Genomic DNA, 15434 nt, shown 5'->3' with positions numbered 1-15434 from the left:
ACGCCGAGGAACCGGGCCGAGTAGTCGTAGCCGTTGCGCTGGCTCGCGAACATCACGACCTCGGCACTGGACGAGAACGCCCGCGCCCCCCGCTCGACGCTGGACGGGAACGGTCGCGCCCCGGGCTCGGCGCTGGACGGGGAGGCCTGCGCCTCGGGCTCGGCACTGGACGAGAGCGGTCGCGCCCCGGGCTCGGCACTGGACGCGAAGGCCTGTCCCTCGGGCTCGGCGCTCAGTGGGGGCGGCTGCGGCTTGGGGTCGGGGGTGAGGGGGAAGGACTGGGAGTCGGTGGTGATGCAGGCGGCGACGGCTAGGGTGATTGCTGCGGCGGCGCCGGAGGTGACGTACGCCGCCTCGTTGTTCGTGAGGTCGGCCAGCCGTTCGCCGACCCGCCGGTTCAGCTCGGGCAGGTCGACGAAGTGTGCCGCGGCGTCTGCCATGGCCTGCACCACCGGTGGCGGCATCAGCGAGCCGCCCAGCACGGTGACGGTCGCGTTCGCGTTGATGACCGGCCGCAGCCCCAGCGGACTCATGCGACGAACTTCGACATCGCCGGTACGCCGGACCGTTCCGCCAACCAGGCATCGAGGAAGTCGTTGTCGGTGCCGTCGAGATGCGTGACCTTGTACACCTCGGGATCCGGCAACGCACTGAGCAACGACGCGCACCAGTCCTCGTCGTCGACCGACACCAACGTACGGCCCGCGACCGCCGGAGCGTGCCGTGCCGGATCGTAGTACGAGAGGGTTGTCGACAATCCTTCTGTTGACGATCCGGCGCGGAGGTGGTCGTTCAGTTCCTCCAGCGGGTACAGGCAGGACGTCAGCCGTGCCTCCATCGCGCGGTAGAACAGCAGGTCCGTCACCCGCACCGAACCGAACCCGGGCCGTCGCGCCGCGGTCAGTACCGCGAGGTCGTCGCCGGTCACCGCGAGCCGGGCCGGATCGACCTCCGACAGTCCCATCAGGAACTCGGCCGCGCGGAGACAGTCCGCCGCGATGCCGCGGTACACGTAGGTCGACGGGTCGTCGATGCCCATTGTCAACAATCCTGGGTACGCCGCCGCGAAGCCCTCGTCGGCGAGCCGCTGGCCGCGGTGCATCAGGCTGAGTACGACGTACCGGCTCCGGTCGTTCGGGTGCGGGATGTTGTTGACGCTGCCGTACCGCGGGGTGATCAGCAGCCCGGGGAACGGCCCGTCGCCGCGCGGGATGCTGAGGTTGCCGTACACGCGGTACGGACCGGTGCTCGTGATGCGCAAGGAGTAGAACGTGGCTTCGTCGGTCGTGCGCGCCGGTACGACGTCCAGCACCGGGCGGCCGGGGATGGCCGCGAGTTCATCGTCGACCGCGGCCCAGTAGGCGTCGAAGGTCAGGTCGGGGTTCATCGGTTCACCGTCCCGGGGTGAGGTGCTCGGCAAGGAAGTCCTCCACGATCCGCATCACGTCCGGCAGTCCGGCGTGGTGCGCGCAGTGTGGGTACGTATGCAAGACCTTCTCGCACGTCAGCGCCCGATGCAGCGCGAACCCGGTCTCCGGTGGGCAGACGTCGTCCTCGAGTCCGAGGTACAGCAGCGTCGGCGCCTGGACCTTCGGGGCGAAGTTCAGGCCGTCGTAGTACGCGACCGTCTCGCGGACCCGGTCGACGTCCTTCGGGTGGATGCGCAGGTACTCGTTGATCTCCTCGTACGGGTACGAGCGGGTCAGGGTCGGCGCGGTCATGATCCCGCAGAGGTACGGCGCGCCGGCCGCGACGCAGCGGACCACGTCGGGCATCAGCGCGGCGGTGGAGATCCCGAGGCCGCCGCCCTGGCTGGAGCCCTGCAGGCCGATCCGCTGATTGTCGACTTCCGGACGATCCAGCAGTACGTCGACCGCGCGGACCACGTCGAGGTAGAAGCCGCGGTACCCGTAGGTGTTGGGGTCGACGATGTTGTGCGTCAGCAGTCCCGGATAGCCGGGGTTGAACACGTCGTTGGAGCGGAGCTTGCCGCGCGGGGCGATCGCGAGGGTGGCGTAGCCGAGTTCGGCCCATTCCTTCGGGACGGTCGGTTCCGAGATGTAGCCGGGGATCGTGACCAGGCCCGGCAGCGGGGCAGGGCGGTTGCGGGGTACGGCGTACCAGCCGGCGACGCGGAGTCCGCCGTAGCTGGTGAAGCGCAGATCGTAGACAATCGTATTGTCCGTGGACAGGCTCGGCAGTTCGGTGAGTACCGGGTCGAGCGGGTAGGACGCGCAGTCGGCAAGGCCGGCGGCCCAGAAGGCGTCGAAGTCTTCCGGAAGGCCGACCTCCACGGTCGCGTTCTCGGGGTCTCTCAAGAGGGTTCCTATCGTTGGCGTGTGCTGTCAGCGTGGTTGCGGGGCGTGGAGCGCGGTGCCGTCGGTGGTTGTGAACAGGTGCAGGCGGGCCGGGTCGAAGCCGACGTAGACCGTGCTGTCGTGACCGAGGCGGAACGGGGTGGGGACTCGGGCCTTCAGGAGTTCGCCTTCGATGTTCACGGTGACGAGTACGTCGGGGCCGAGCGGCTCGGACACGAAGACCTTTCCGGGGTGATAGCCCTCGACCGGCGTGGTGGACAACGTGATGTCCTCAGGCCGGATACCCAGGACCACTGCCCGGTCCGGCGCGGCGCTCGGCGGGGTGAGGGGTTGGGTCAGAGCCTTGGAGCGGAAGGCGCGGGTGCCGTCGACGTCGGCGAGTTCGCCGGTGAGGAAGTTCATCGGCGGTGAGCCCATGAACGAGGCGACGAAGCGGTTGGCCGGGCGTTCGTAGATCTCCTCGGGGGTGGCGCACTGCTGGACGACACCGTCGCGCATCACGGCGATCCGGTCGGACATCGTCATCGCCTCGACCTGGTCGTGCGTGACGTAGATGAACGTCCGCGCGACGTCCACGTGCAACCGCTTGATCTCGGCGCGCATCAGGACCCGGAGCTGGGCGTCCAGGTTCGACAGCGGCTCGTCCAGCAGGTACGCGCCGGCGTCGCGGACGATCGCCCGGCCGAGGGCGACTCGCTGCCGCTGGCCGCCGGACAGCTCGCGGGGCTTGCGGTCGAGCAGGTCCTCGATGTCCAGCGTACGGGCGGCCCGCAGTACCGATTCGGCGATCGTTGCCTTGGGCACCCGCATCATCTTGAGCGCGAAACCGATGTTTTGCCCGACGGTCTTGTGCGGGTAGAGCGCATAGCTCTGGAACACCATCGACACGTCACGCTTGTTCGCCGGCAGCCAGCTGACCGGCTTGCCGTCGAAGAAGATGTCGCCCTCGGTCGCCCGCTCCAGCCCGCAGATCATTCGCAGGGTTGTCGACTTTCCACAGCCCGACGGTCCGACCAGGGTCAGGAACTCCTGGTCCTCGATGGTGAGGTTCAGATTGTCGACAACCCGATTGTTGCCGAACGTCTTGCTGACACCGTCCAAACGCACTTCGGCCATCTCGCCTCAGCCCTTCACGGATCCGGCGGCCATGCCCTGCACCAGCTTGCGCTGGAAGAGCAGAGCCAGCACCAGGGGTGGGACGACCGCGAGCACACCGGCCGCGGCCATCACGGTGAACTGGGTGTTGAAGTCGGTGGCGAAGTTCGCCGCCACCACGGGGATCGTCTTCGCCGCCTTCGTACTGGTCAGGAACAGCGCGAACATGAACTCGTTCCACGCGGTCATGAACGCGAACACCGCGGCCGCGACCAGCCCGGGCGCCGCCACCGGCAGGAACACCGTCCACATCGTCCGGAACCAGCCGCACCGGTCGACCCGCGCCGCCTCCTCGAGTTCGCGCGGCACCGACCGGAAGAAGTCCTTCAGGATCCAGATCGTGATCGGCAGCGCGAACGTGGTGTACGACAGGATCAGCGCCAGGTAGGTGTCGAGCAGCCCGAACGACCGCATCAGCAGGTAGAACGGGATGATGATCGCGATCCCCGGCACCATCCGGGTCAGCAGGTACAGCACCAGCAGCACCTGACTCCCGCGGAACTTCAGCCGCGAGAACGAGTACGCCGCGAACGTCGCCAGCGCGAGGTTCAGTACGGCGGTGGCGGTCGCCACGACCAGGCTGTTCCGCAACGAGTACGGGGTTTCCGACACCGCCCGGCCGCCGACCAGCTCCTGCGCCGCGTCCGGCCGGACGAACCCGAGGTAGTTCGCCAGCGTCGGATGTGCCGGGATCCAGTGCGGCGGCACCGAGATCGCGTCCACCTCGTGCATGAAGCTCATCGCCACGATCCAGTAGAACGGCAGCACGAGATAGAGCGCGAAGGCAACGGCCAGCACGTACAGCGCGATCTTCTTCCACGGAATGCGGTACCTCAGCGGAGCTCTCATACTTCGAAGTTCCCCTTCCGGTACAGGAGGCCGATGTAGGCGACCGAGATCAGCAGCGTGATCGCGGTGATCACCCAGGCGTAGGCGCTGCCGAGGCCGAAGTCGGTGAAGGTGAGGACGGTCTGGACGTCCAGAAGGGCGATCGTCGTGGTCGCATCGCCCGGACCACCGCCTGTCAGCACGTAGATCGTGTCGAAGGCACGGAACGCGTTCATCGTCTCCAGGATCAGCACGATGAGGAGCGGATGCAGCAACCACGGAACCGTCACCTGGGTAAACCGACGCCACGCGCCGGCGCGGTCAACAGTCGCCGCGTCGTACAGCTCCGCCGGGATTGTCGACAATCCGGCGAGCAGAATGATGACCGAGAACGGCAGCGTGTTCCACACCTGGGCGAGCGCGGTGAACAGGAACGCGCCGGTGCCCGAGGTCAGCCAGGCGTGATACCCGTCGATCAGGCCGAGTTGCTGCAGCAGACCGTTCAGCGCGCCGGTCTTCGCGTCGAAGATCGTCCGCCACATCAGGCCGTTCACCACCCCGGGCATTGCCCAGGGCAACAACGCGAGGCTGAGCAGCAACCCGCGGCCGTGGAACCGTTCGTTGAGTACCAGCGCCAGGATCAGCGCGAGTACGACGGTCAGCCCGAGCACGACCACCACGAACAGCGCCGACACCTTGAGGGCCGACAGGAACGCATGGTCCGACAGCAGCGACGTGTAGTTGTCGAACCCGATGAAACGCTTGGCGCGAGGGCGTTTCAGGTTGTTCTTCTGCAGGCTGACGTAGAACGAGTACGCGATCGGGTACGCGACCAGCAGGGCGATCACCACGATCGCCGGGGCGTTCAGCGCCCAGGCTTTCGCGTTGTCGCCCAGCGGCCGCCGTTCGGCAAGACCACCCAGTGCAGCCATGCTCAGGAGTACTTCTTCTTCAGCGTGCCGGCCGTCTGCGCGAGCGAGTCGACCGCGGCGGACGGCTGCGTCTGGTTGCTCAGCACACCCTGCACGACCTTGTGCATCTCGGTCTCGAACTCGGTGTACCAGGGCACGCCCAGCACGTTGCGCGGTTTCGCGATCTCGGCCAGGTGCGAGTAGATCGCCGGATCGGCGAACTTGCGGAGCGCGGCGACGATCGTAGGATCGTCGACCATCTTCTTGTAGGCAAACCCGAGCCCGCGCTGCAGGAACCAGAACTTCGCCGTGTACGGCTGCTTCTGGTCGTCGTACCCGCCGAGGTACGTGAGCAGCTTGAACGCGTTGTCCTTCACCTGGGTGTCCTTGGCCAGGCCGTACATCCGGGTATTGCTGACCGTCGCGTGCTCCTTGCCGTCCAGACTCGGCACCAGCGCCATCCGGATCTTCCCGGCGGCCTTCGACTTCGCCGGGTCGTTGTAGTCGCGACTCGCGTACCGCGCGCCGATCGTGTAGGCGTACCGATTGGCCTTCATCGCATTGTCGACAGGCACCGGCAGCAGCTGCAGCGACGCCGGGTCGATCACCTTCGACTTGGTCGCCGCCTGCTGCAACCAGGCAAACACGTCCTTCGTGACCGTGTCGGAAGTGTTCATGATCGGGTTCTGCTGGTCGTCGAACATGTTCCCGCCACTGCCGTACACGAGCGCCCACACCCACGACCACCAGGTGTCGGACAGCTGCGCGGGCAACCCGATCGGGTACTGCAGCAGGCCGGCGTTCTTGATCTTCAGCGCCTGCGCCTCGAGCTCCTCGAGACTGGCGGGCGGCTTCGAGATCCCTGCCTGCGCGAGGATCCCGGCGTTGTACGTCAGGCAGTTGGCATCGGTGTAGTACGGCAACCCGTACCGTTTCCCGCCGTACGTCATCGCTGCGGCGTTGCCGGGGTAGATCGCGCTGTAGATCTCGTCGACCCCGGGCAGGCCATCGAGCGGTTGCAGGTAGTCGCCGTCGACCCAGGCCGCGAGCGAGTCGTCGTACACGTAGAGCGCGTCCGGTCCGCCGCCGCCGGTGAACTCGGCGACAACCTTCTGGACGTACTGCGCACTGGTGATCGGCGTGTAGTCGACCTTGATGTTGCTGGTCTTGGTGAACCTGTCGAGGTTCTGCTGGACGAGGGCGGCCTCGTAGTCCCAGCCCTCGAACTTCACACTGCCGTCCCCGGAACCGCCTCCCTTCGAGGAGTCGTTCGAGCACGCGGACAGTACTGCGGGCGGAACCAGTCCGAGACCGGTCAGCTTGAGGATGTGGCGGCGGGTGAGCTCCATGGTTGTGCCTCCAACGCTTGGGCGATGCGCAGTCGGTACAGACGCGTCGGGCGTCCTTTGGGGTGGTGCTGGGCGGTGCCCTCGACGCTCACCAGGCCGCCGGCGTCGAGGGTCCGGATCAGGCGGCGCCCGCTCTGGTCCGTGATTCCGAGATGACCGGCAAGCTCTCCGGGCGAGAGCGTGCGGCCTTGCAGTTCCTGGTCCAGCGCGGCCAGCCGGGAGACGGTGGCAGCGCTCAGACCGACGTACTTCGCGAGGTGTTCGACCTCGTCGCCGTGCGAACGGTACGAATACCGCAGCGCCTCGCCGGCCGGTCCCATCGGGCCGATCACGACGCCGCTGTCCTCGAACAGGTACGCGCACGGTTCCGCGGCGAGCTCGGCACGCGCCGCGGCCTGCTCGGCGAGCAGCACGCAGTTGCGGGCCGAGACGCCGACCCCGAATCCGGCCGAGATCCGCGCGCCGAGCGCCGCGGCGGCCTCGGCGAGCGCCGGTACGGCGACCCAGTTGCGGGTGATCCGCTCGAACAACGCCTTGTGGGCGAAGACGACGACACCACGGCGCCCGCGGTTCTCGATCCAGGCGCCGGCGAACTCGGGGGTGTTGTGCAGGTGGTTCATCAGCCCGATCCGGGCCCGCTCCTCGTCCGGCGCGTCCGAGATCAGGAAGACGCCGGCCGCGAAGCGCAGAGCACTGGCCCGCTCGGACTCGATCCGCAGCGCGAGCTCGTGCAGCTCGGTCCGGATCGTCGCCGGTACCGGCATCCCGCTCATGATCGGGATCTGCCCGGTCAGTTGCTCGCGTACGGCGGCCCGCACGCTGATCACGTAGCTGCGCTCCCCGAACCGCGCGAACGCGTCCCGGTGGAACGCCGCGATCTCGTCGACGGTCTGGGTCGGTGCGTACGGCAAGCAGTCGATCTGGTCCTGGTCGAGGTCCAGCGCGGTGGCCACCGCCTCGACGGCCTCGGCCGGGAACGTGTCGATGCTCACCGGCGTCCGGCCCCAGCCGCGTTCCTGCGCACGGTAGAGCGCGAGCGTCAGGTCGAGCGCCGACGACCGGATCACTCCGACCGGCAGACCCGGCGGGAGGAGTTCCTGACTCGCCGTGTACGGCACCGGGCCGGCCAGGAAGCCGTCGAGCTGCGTCGTACTGAGGAACTCGGCGACCCGGTCGCGGATCTCGTCCTCGTGGTCGTAGCTGACCCATTTCAGGTCCACGCCCCGCAAGGTGCGCGCGGCGTCGTGGAACAGCTCGTGGTGGGTCACGTGCGTGACGACCCCGATCACGATGTCCACGGCACTCCTTTTACGAACGATGTTCGGAAGTGACTCGTAAATGCATTGCCGTCCAAGCTCCCCTGAATCCCCTGCCAGGTCAAGGGTTTGCGGGATTTGTTCAAGACGTGGGCGGCACCGGACTCCTAGCGTCGGCGGCATGATTCTTGTTACCGGCGGGCTCGGGATGATCGGTGCGCACACCGCCCGCGCTCTGGCCGATCTCGGGCAGCAGGTCGTCGTCACCGCGCACCGGAGTACCGCCGTACCGTCGTTCCTCGAGGGCGAGGTCGTCGTCGAGCAGCTCGACGTCACGGACCGATCCGCGTTCCTGGAACTCGGCGAGCGATACGACGTGACCGGCATCGTGCATCTCGCCGGCAGCATTCCCGGCGACGATCCGGTCGCGTACTTCCGCACCGATACGGCCGGGCTGTTCAATGCGCTGGACGCGGCGCGGACGTGGGGCGTCCGGCGGTTCGCGGTCGCGAGCAGTCTCGGCGTGTACATCGGGCAGGGCGAAAGCCCTTGGCACGAAGGGATCCCGCTGCCGGCCGTCGAGCTGCCGCACCTGATCATCGCGTTCAAGAAGGCGGTCGAGCCGCTGACGACACACGCCCTTCAGGGGTCCGGCGTACAGCCGGTGATCCTGCGGATCGGGTCGACCTGGGGACCGTTGATGGATCCGGAGTCGCCGTTCAACTTCGTCCCGCCGTACGTGAGCGCCGTACTGCAGGGTGAGACACCGGACCCGCTGTACGCCGAGGACGGCGGCGACTCGTGCTACGCGCCCGACGCGGGGCGGGCGATCGCGCTGCTGATGACGGCGGACGCGCTGAATCACGAGACGTACAACGTGTCCAGCGGGCGGCCGCTCGCGCACCGGGAACTCGCGGACGCGCTGCAGCAGCCGTGCAAGTCCGGCGGACAGGCGAACCCGCACCTCGACATCAGCCGGTTGCGGGCCGACACCGGCTTCGTTCCGGAGTACGACACCGCGCAGGCGGTTGCCCATTATGTCGCTTGGCGTTCCGGGAACGCCCGCTGAACGGAGGCACCATGCTCGAGCCGAGAGTACGCAGCGTCCTCGACGCCGCGTCGTACGCCCATCTCGCGACCGTCCTGCCCGACGGTTCGCCGCACAGCACCCCGGTGTACGCCGGGACCCGCGGGGAACAGATCGTCTTCTTCACCGGACCTTCGATGCGGAAGGCGCGCAACCTGCGGCGCGATCCGCGGCTGGCGCTGTCGATCGTCCCGGCCGACAACCCGTTCGAGCCGGTTGTCGTCCGCGGGCGGGTGGTCGAGTGGATCCAGGGCGACGAGGCGTGGGAGATCATCGACCGGCTGGTCGCGAAGTACGTCGATCTCAAGTACCCGCGGGACCAGGAACGAGTGGTACTGGTCGTGGAACCCGACCACCAGAAGGTCGGCATGAGCTGAGGATCCGCGGCGCCTGGTGGTTGGATGCAGGGGTGTTGGTTTTGTTGTGCGGGACCTCGTTCTCGGGAAAGAGCACGGTGGCGCGGGAGTTGGCCCGGCGGTTGCCGGCGCGGATCGTGAGCCTTGACGAGATCAACGAGCGCCGCGGACTGTGGGGCGGGGACGGGATCCCGGTCGAGGAATGGGCACGGACGCACGCGATCGCGGCGGCGGAGGTGCGGGAGTTGCTGACGGCGGGTGGGGCGGTGGTGGTCGACGACACCAGTTCGCCGCGGTTCCTGCGGGACGGGTGGCGGGCGTTGGCGGAGGCGGCCGGGGTGGGGTTCAGGTTGGTGTACGTCGAGGTCGATGAGGCGACCGTTCGCGCGCGGCGGGACCGGAATCGAGTTGATCCGCGGCGACAGGATGTCGCGGACGACGTACTGGATCAGCACCTGGCCGACTTCGAACCGCCTGCACCGGATGAGGCTGCCGTCCGGGTCGGGTCCGTCGCGGACCTTGACCAGGTGTGCCGGTGAGCGCACGCCGCCAGGCGTCACCGCCAACCGCTACCACTACTACCCGTCCTTCGGTACGCCGACACGGTCAGCCGCCGGAGACTCCGATTTCGGCGTCGGCGAGGTCGGCGGTCAGGCCGTCGGTGTCGTCGAGCCAGCCCTGCGGGAGGATGATGTGGTCGCGCGGGCTGCCCTGGCGGCCTCGCGGTGCGCCGAGCTCGGCGACCGGGAACGGGACTGTCGGGTCGAGCTGAGCCAGCAGGTCGTCCAGGTGGGCGAGGGTGTCGACCATGCCGAGGGCGGCGCGGAGCTCGCCGCCGGCCGGGAAGCCCTTCAGGTACCACGAGACATGTTTGCGGAAGTCGCGCAGGCCGCGCTGCTCCCCCATCAGCTCGGCGAGCAGTTCGCCGTGTCGGCGCATCACCGCGGCGACCTCGCCGAGCGTCGGCAGGCCGAGGACCTCGTCCCCGGCGAAGGCCGCCGCCAGGTCGCGGAACAGCCACGGCCGGCCGAGGCAGCCGCGGCCGACGATCACCCCGGCGCAACCGGTCTCCGCGACCATCCGCAACGCGTCCCCGGCTTCCCAGATGTCGCCGTTGCCGAGCACCGGAATCGACACGTGCTCCACCAACGCGGCGATCGTGGACCAGTCCGCCTGCCCCGAGTACGCCTGCGACGCCGTACGCCCATGGAGCCCGATCGCAGCAACGCCAGAATCTGAAGCGATCCGTCCCGCGTCCAGATACGTCTGGTGCGAGGCGTCGATCCCGATCCGGGTCTTCATCGTCACAGGTACGCCGTACGGCTCCGCCGCGTGCACCGCGGACCGCAGGATCGCGCCGAGCAGGTTCCGCTTCCAGGGCAGCGCCGCGCCCCCGCCCTTGCGGGTCACCTTCGGCACCGGGCACCCGAAGTTCAGGTCGACGTGCGCGACCCCGTAAGAATCACAGAGGATCTGCACCGCGCGCCCGATGTAGACGGGGTCCACGCCGTACAACTGCACCGACCGCACGGTCTCGCGCGCGTCGAACGTCAGCATGTCGAGCGACTTCTGGTCGCCTTCGACGATGCCGCGCGAGGTGATCATCTCGCACACGTACAGCCCGGCGCCCTGCTCCGCGCACAGCCGGCGGTACGCCGCGTTCGTGATGCCGGCCATCGGCGCCAGCACCACGGGTGTGTCGATCGTCAGATTGCCCAGCGTCAGCACGTCATGCCTTCTTCACCATGACCTCGCCGTTGCCGGTGATCGTGGCCTTGTACGGCTGGACGGCGTTCGCGGTGGTGGTCACGTCGCACCCGATCGGCAGCCCGTCGTGGACGACGATGCCGATGTCCTCCATCTCGCAGGTCACCTTCGCGGCGCCGGGTGCGGCCCGCAGTACCGCGTCCATCACCTTCGGGCGGACGATCGCGATCTCCTCCGAGGTGAACTTGTACGACGCGCTGTACTGCTTCGCGTCCACGGTGAGCTTGCCGGTGAACGGCTTGCCGGAGTACGTCACCGTGCAGTCGAGGTCGTGCTGCCCGGCGGTCTCGACCTTGTCGATCCCCGGGCACTTCACGCTCGTCCGCGCCGCGCGCCCGGCCGCGATCTGCGTCTTCTTCGCGATCGCGAACGTGATCCGCTCGGCCAGCGGCGCGTCGTCCGCGGGCCCGCCGGTGACCTTCGGCGTCGGCCACGGCGTACTGGGCGTCGGCAGCGGAGTGAGCACCGGCGTCGACGCGGTCGGGATCGACCCGCCCACCGTCGGCGTCACCGGAGGAGTGGTCGACGGGGCTCCGCCGGCCTCCTTCTTGGTGTCCGAACAGGAAGCCAGCACCAGCACGGCCGCGACGGCCAGGATCCCCCGCAGGACCTTCATGCTCAGCAACCCACCAGGTGCTGCGCGAGGTATCCGGTCACGTCGGTCAGCGCGACCCGCTCCTGCTTCATCGAGTCGCGTTCCCGGATCGTCACCGCCTGGTCCTCCAGGGTGTCGAAGTCGACGGTGATGCAGTACGGCGTACCGATCTCGTCCTGGCGGCGGTACCGGCGGCCGATCGCCCCGGCGTCGTCGAAGTCGACGTTCCAGTTCTGCCGCAGCTCGGCGGCCAGGTCGCGGGCCTTCGGCGAGAGGTCGGCGTTCCGGGACAGCGGCAGTACGGCGGCCTTGACCGGCGCGAGCCGCGGGTCGAACCGCAGGACCGTCCGCTTGTCGACGCCGCCCTTCGCGTTCGGCGCCTCGTCCTCGGTGTACGCGTCGAGCAGGAACGCGAGCACGTTCCGGGTCAGGCCGGCCGCGGGCTCGATCACGTACGGCGTCCAGCGCTCGCCCTTCTCCTGGTCGAAGTACGACAGGTCGGCGCCGGAGTGCTTGGAGTGCGTGGTCAGGTCGAAGTCGGTGCGGTTCGCGATGCCCTCGAGCTCGTCGAACTCCTTGCCGCCGAAGTTGAACCGGTACTCGATGTCGACGGTGCGCTTCGAGTAGTGGCTGAGCTTCTCCTTCGGGTGCTCGTAGAAGCGCATGTTGTCCGGGTTCAGCCCGAGGCCGGTGTACCAGTCCCAGCGGGCCTTCAGCCAGTACTCGTGCCAGTCCTCGTCGGAGCCGGGCTCGACGAAGAACTCCATCTCCATCTGCTCGAACTCGCGGGTCCGGAAGATGAAGTTGCCCGGGGTGATCTCGTTCCGGAAGCTCTTGCCGACCTGGGCGATGCCGAACGGCGGCTTCTTCCGGGCGGTGCCCATCACGTTCGCGAAGTTGACGAAGATGCCCTGCGCGGTCTCCGGGCGCAGGTAGTGCAGGCCTTCCTCGGACTCGACCGGGCCGAGGTACGTCTTCAGCAGGCCGTTGAACATCCGCGGCTCGGTGAACGTGCCCTTGTTGCCGCAGTTCGGGCAGGCGATCTCGGCGAGCTTGACCTCGTCGGCGTTCTTGTTCTTCCGGCGCGCGTAGTCCTCGCGGAGGTGGTCGTCGCGGAACCGCTTGTGGCAGGACTGGCACTCGGTCAGCGGGTCGACGAACTCGGACAGGTGCCCGGACGCCTCCCAGACCTGGGTCGGCAGGATCACCGAGGAGTCCAGCCCGACGATGTCGTCGCGGCCGGTGACCATGGTCCGCCACCACTGGCTCCGGACGTTGTTCTTCAGCTCGACGCCGAGCGGCCCGTAGTCCCAGGCCGACTTGGTACCGCCGTAGATCTCGCCGCACGGGTACACGAAGCCCCTCCGCTTGCTGAGGCTGACGACGGCATCGACGGTTTCCACGGGCACTTTTGGACTCCAGAACGGGTACAGACAAATCTATGGAAGCAACCAGGCTATCGGTCCGGGGCGGCCGCTATCGAATCCGTGCTAACTCCGCAACTCTTCGTACGCGGTCGGCTCGTCGATCGCCTGCGACAGCAGCGGTACGGCGGTGAGCTTCACGTCGTACGGCGACAGCGCCCGCCGGTAGCTCCCGACGTTCTCGAACTCCAGGGTCAGCGCCAGCAGCTCCGGGTCGTCGACGTTGCGCCCGGTCCGGGCGGCGACGAACCCCTTCTGCCGGGCCAGCACGTCGACGGCCGCCTGCAGCCGCTCCCCGAACCCGGCCTGCTCGGACTCCCCCACCCGGAACCTGATCACCACGAACACCCGGGTCACCTTACGGTAAGCGATCGGCACTTCCCCAGGGCTTCCCCCGTGGCGGCGCCCGCCGCACAGTGGCGGTATGCCCGAGCGTGTGGTCGGCCGCACCCGGGAGCTCAGCACCCTCGGCGGCCTGCTGGACGAGGTCGAGCGCGGCCGCGGCCAGGGCGTGCTCCTGATCGGCGACGCCGGGATCGGGAAGTCGACCGTCGCCTCGGCCCTCGCGGACGCCGCGCGCGGTCGCGGGTACGCCGTCGCGTGGGGCCGCTGCCCCGAGACCGAGACGCTGCCGTACTGGCCGTGGCGGCAGGCGTTCCGTGCGCTCGGGCTGTCGATCGCACCGGCCGGCGAGGCCAGGACCAGCATGTACGCCGCGGTGGCCGACCAGCTCGGCGCGGCGACCGCCGCGCGGCCGGCCGTGATCATCGTGGAGGACGTCCAGCTCGCCGACGGCTCGGCACTCGACCTGCTCGGGTTCGTCGTCGGCCTGCTCCCCGAGCTGCGGTGCCTGCTCCTCGTCACCAGCCGTGACAACGCGGTCGACGTACCGGAACAGGCTGCCGAGGCGCTCCGCGCGCTCCCGCCGTCGTTCGTACGGTTACCGCTTGCCGGGCTGGACCGCGCTGCGACAGGTCAGCTGGTCGAACAGGTCCTGGGGAGCGCGGACTCCGCCTACACGGACGCCGTGCACGCCAGGACCGGCGGCAACCCGTTCTTCGTCCAAGAGCTCGCCCGCTGGCACGCGGCCCGCGGCAGGACGTCCACCGAGACACCCATTGGTGTACGCCAAGTGCTCGAACGACGCCTTGCCCGCCTCGATCAGCCCACGTACCAGGTACTTGCGGCGGCTGCCGTGCTGGGTGAGGACATGGAGCTCGACCTGCTTGCTTCGGTCGTGAACATGACCGTGGCCGACCTGCTCGTCGTACTGGGTGGCGCCGTTGCGGCTCGGCTGGCCGAGCTGGACGGGAGCCGGGTCCGTTTCGCGCACTCGCTGGTGCGTGAGGTCGTGTACTCGGGTCTCGGCGTTCACCAGAGGTCGGCGCTCCATCTACGGGCTGCTGAGCTGCTGGCTGATCAGAACGACGCCGGCCAGGTTGCTGCGCACTGCCGCGCGGCGGGGGCGATCGAACGGTCGCGCGAGTTCGCTCTGGTGGCGGCTCGGGCCGCGCAGCGGCAGTCGGGGTACGAACAGGCGGTCCGCTTCTACCGGTGGGCCGACCTGGACGACCCGATCGTCCGGCTCGAGCTGGGGACGGCACAGGTGCTGGCCGGTGAGCTGGCGGCCGGGCGGGACACGCTGCGAGCGGTGGCGCGGGCGACGGACGATCCCGAACTGATCGCACGGGCCGTGCTGGCGATGGGCGGCGGCGTGGGCGGGTTCGAGGTGGACCTCGGTGACGAGGAACAGACGGCGCTGCTGGAGCGGGTCGTACCGCTGTTGCCCGGCGCCGCGTTGAAGGCCGCTGCCGTCGCGCGGCTCGCGCTCGCCCGGATCCCGACGGATCGTGGCGACGGCCCGCGACAACTGGCCGACGAGGCGGTACGGCTGGCCAGAGCGGCCGGCGACGCCCGGGCGGAGGTCGCCGCGCTGGCGGCGTGGTGCGACGTCTTCTCCGGACCGGACCACGTCGCCGAGCGGATCAGCGCGGCCGAACGGATGCTGGCAGTCACGACAGGTGACTTGGCGCTGATCCTGCTGGCCCGGCGGTTGCTGGTGGTCGCTCTGCTCGAACAGGGCCGGTTCACCGAGGCCGACGTACAGATCGCCGCCTTCGCCCGCGCCGTGCTGCCGCTGCGGCTTCCGCTGTACAGCTGGCTGGTGCCGATCTGGCACGGCATGCGGGCGTTGATGTCCGGCCGGCCGGAAGTGGCGGCGAGCTGCATCGCCCAGGCCACGCAGCTCGCCGACGACGCGGACAGCCCGAACGCGCGGCTGATGGTGTTCGCGCTGCGTGCGGCCCACGCCGACCTCACCGGGGTCGTCGCGGAACTGCGCACGTACGTCGAAACCGTGATGGGTCCTTTTGCCGGCCATCCGATGGT

Annotated in this window: 16 protein-coding genes; 4 read left to right on the top strand and 12 right to left on the bottom strand. The window is 68.6% G+C overall.

The genetic code is table 11. The features are described 5' to 3' along the window. From VFF46_RS38670 to VFF46_RS38635, 8 genes are all read right to left on the bottom strand, one after another. The coding region (locus VFF46_RS38670; protein WP_349256370.1) for a hypothetical protein at positions 1-533 on the bottom strand (533 nt) is incomplete at its 3' end. Then, a complete protein-coding gene (locus tag VFF46_RS38665; protein WP_325042250.1) occupies positions 530-1387 on the bottom strand; it encodes an acetylxylan esterase in 858 nt (285 codons plus the stop codon). The genes VFF46_RS38670 and VFF46_RS38665, both read right to left, overlap by 4 nt. A gap of 4 nt (positions 1388-1391) precedes the next feature. Continuing rightward, the gene (locus VFF46_RS38660) at positions 1392-2318 is read right to left on the bottom strand and encodes an acetylxylan esterase (protein WP_325042249.1); all 927 of its coding nucleotides are present in this window, start codon (positions 2316-2318) and stop codon (positions 1392-1394) included. A 27-nt stretch (positions 2319-2345) separates the two neighbouring features. Next, the gene (locus VFF46_RS38655; RefSeq protein WP_325042248.1) at positions 2346-3434 is read right to left on the bottom strand and encodes an ABC transporter ATP-binding protein; all 1089 of its coding nucleotides are present in this window, start codon (positions 3432-3434) and stop codon (positions 2346-2348) included. 6 nt (positions 3435-3440) lie between these two features. Next, entirely contained in the window at positions 3441-4322 is an 882-nt protein-coding gene (locus tag VFF46_RS38650; protein WP_325042247.1) for a carbohydrate ABC transporter permease, read from the bottom strand. Then, on the bottom strand, positions 4319-5233 hold the full coding sequence (locus VFF46_RS38645) for a sugar ABC transporter permease (RefSeq protein WP_325042246.1): 915 nt from the start codon (positions 5231-5233) through the stop codon (positions 4319-4321). Before VFF46_RS38645 ends, VFF46_RS38650 begins: the two co-directional genes overlap by 4 nt. 2 nt (positions 5234-5235) lie before the next feature. Further along, complete coding sequence (locus VFF46_RS38640; protein WP_325042245.1) at positions 5236-6561, bottom strand: extracellular solute-binding protein; 1326 nt, start codon at positions 6559-6561, stop codon at positions 5236-5238. Continuing rightward, the gene (locus VFF46_RS38635; RefSeq protein WP_325042244.1) at positions 6528-7859 is read right to left on the bottom strand and encodes a hypothetical protein; all 1332 of its coding nucleotides are present in this window, start codon (positions 7857-7859) and stop codon (positions 6528-6530) included. The genes VFF46_RS38640 and VFF46_RS38635 overlap by 34 nt, the downstream gene beginning before the upstream one ends. A gap of 139 nt (positions 7860-7998) precedes the next feature. Here VFF46_RS38635 and VFF46_RS38630 point away from each other — a divergent pair, with 139 nt between their 5' ends. The 3 genes from VFF46_RS38630 to VFF46_RS38620 are packed head-to-tail and all read left to right on the top strand — an operon-like array spanning position 7999 to position 9799. Beyond that, entirely contained in the window at positions 7999-8886 is an 888-nt protein-coding gene (locus tag VFF46_RS38630) for an NAD(P)-dependent oxidoreductase (RefSeq protein WP_325042243.1), read from the top strand. Positions 8887-8897: 11 nt separating this feature from the next. Beyond that, a complete protein-coding gene (locus tag VFF46_RS38625; RefSeq protein WP_325042242.1) occupies positions 8898-9281 on the top strand; it encodes a TIGR03618 family F420-dependent PPOX class oxidoreductase in 384 nt (127 codons plus the stop codon). Between the two features lie 32 nt (positions 9282-9313). Then, positions 9314-9799, top strand: a complete 486-nt coding sequence (locus VFF46_RS38620) for an ATP-binding protein (RefSeq protein WP_325042241.1) — start codon at positions 9314-9316, stop codon at positions 9797-9799. 67 nt (positions 9800-9866) lie between these two features. On the opposite strand, the gene dusB is transcribed toward VFF46_RS38620, so the two are convergent. The 4 genes from dusB to VFF46_RS38600 form a co-directional block, all read right to left on the bottom strand. Beyond that, positions 9867-10988 (bottom strand): tRNA dihydrouridine synthase DusB, encoded by a 1122-nt coding sequence (dusB, locus tag VFF46_RS38615; protein ID WP_325042240.1) that lies wholly within the window; start codon positions 10986-10988, stop codon positions 9867-9869. 1 nt (position 10989) lies between these two features. Beyond that, complete coding sequence (locus VFF46_RS38610; RefSeq protein ID WP_325042239.1) at positions 10990-11643, bottom strand: hypothetical protein; 654 nt, start codon at positions 11641-11643, stop codon at positions 10990-10992. 2 nt (positions 11644-11645) lie between these two features. Next, positions 11646-13031: a glycine--tRNA ligase gene (locus tag VFF46_RS38605; RefSeq protein WP_325042238.1), complete on the bottom strand. Its 1386-nt coding sequence runs from the start codon at positions 13029-13031 to the stop codon at positions 11646-11648. A gap of 81 nt (positions 13032-13112) precedes the next feature. Beyond that, a complete protein-coding gene (locus VFF46_RS38600; RefSeq protein WP_325042237.1) occupies positions 13113-13394 on the bottom strand; it encodes an antibiotic biosynthesis monooxygenase family protein in 282 nt (93 codons plus the stop codon). A 76-nt stretch (positions 13395-13470) separates the two neighbouring features. On the opposite strand from VFF46_RS38600, the gene VFF46_RS38595 reads away from it, so the two are divergent. Continuing rightward, a partial coding sequence (locus VFF46_RS38595) for an ATP-binding protein (RefSeq protein ID WP_325042236.1) occupies positions 13471-15434 on the top strand: 1964 nt, incomplete at its 3' end.

It is taken from the genome of Kribbella sp., from assembly GCF_035655035.1.
Classification (GTDB): Bacteria; Actinomycetota; Actinomycetes; order Propionibacteriales; family Kribbellaceae; genus Kribbella.
Note: the sequence above shows the minus strand (reverse complement) of the source record. Positions and strands in the feature narration are given on the sequence as shown.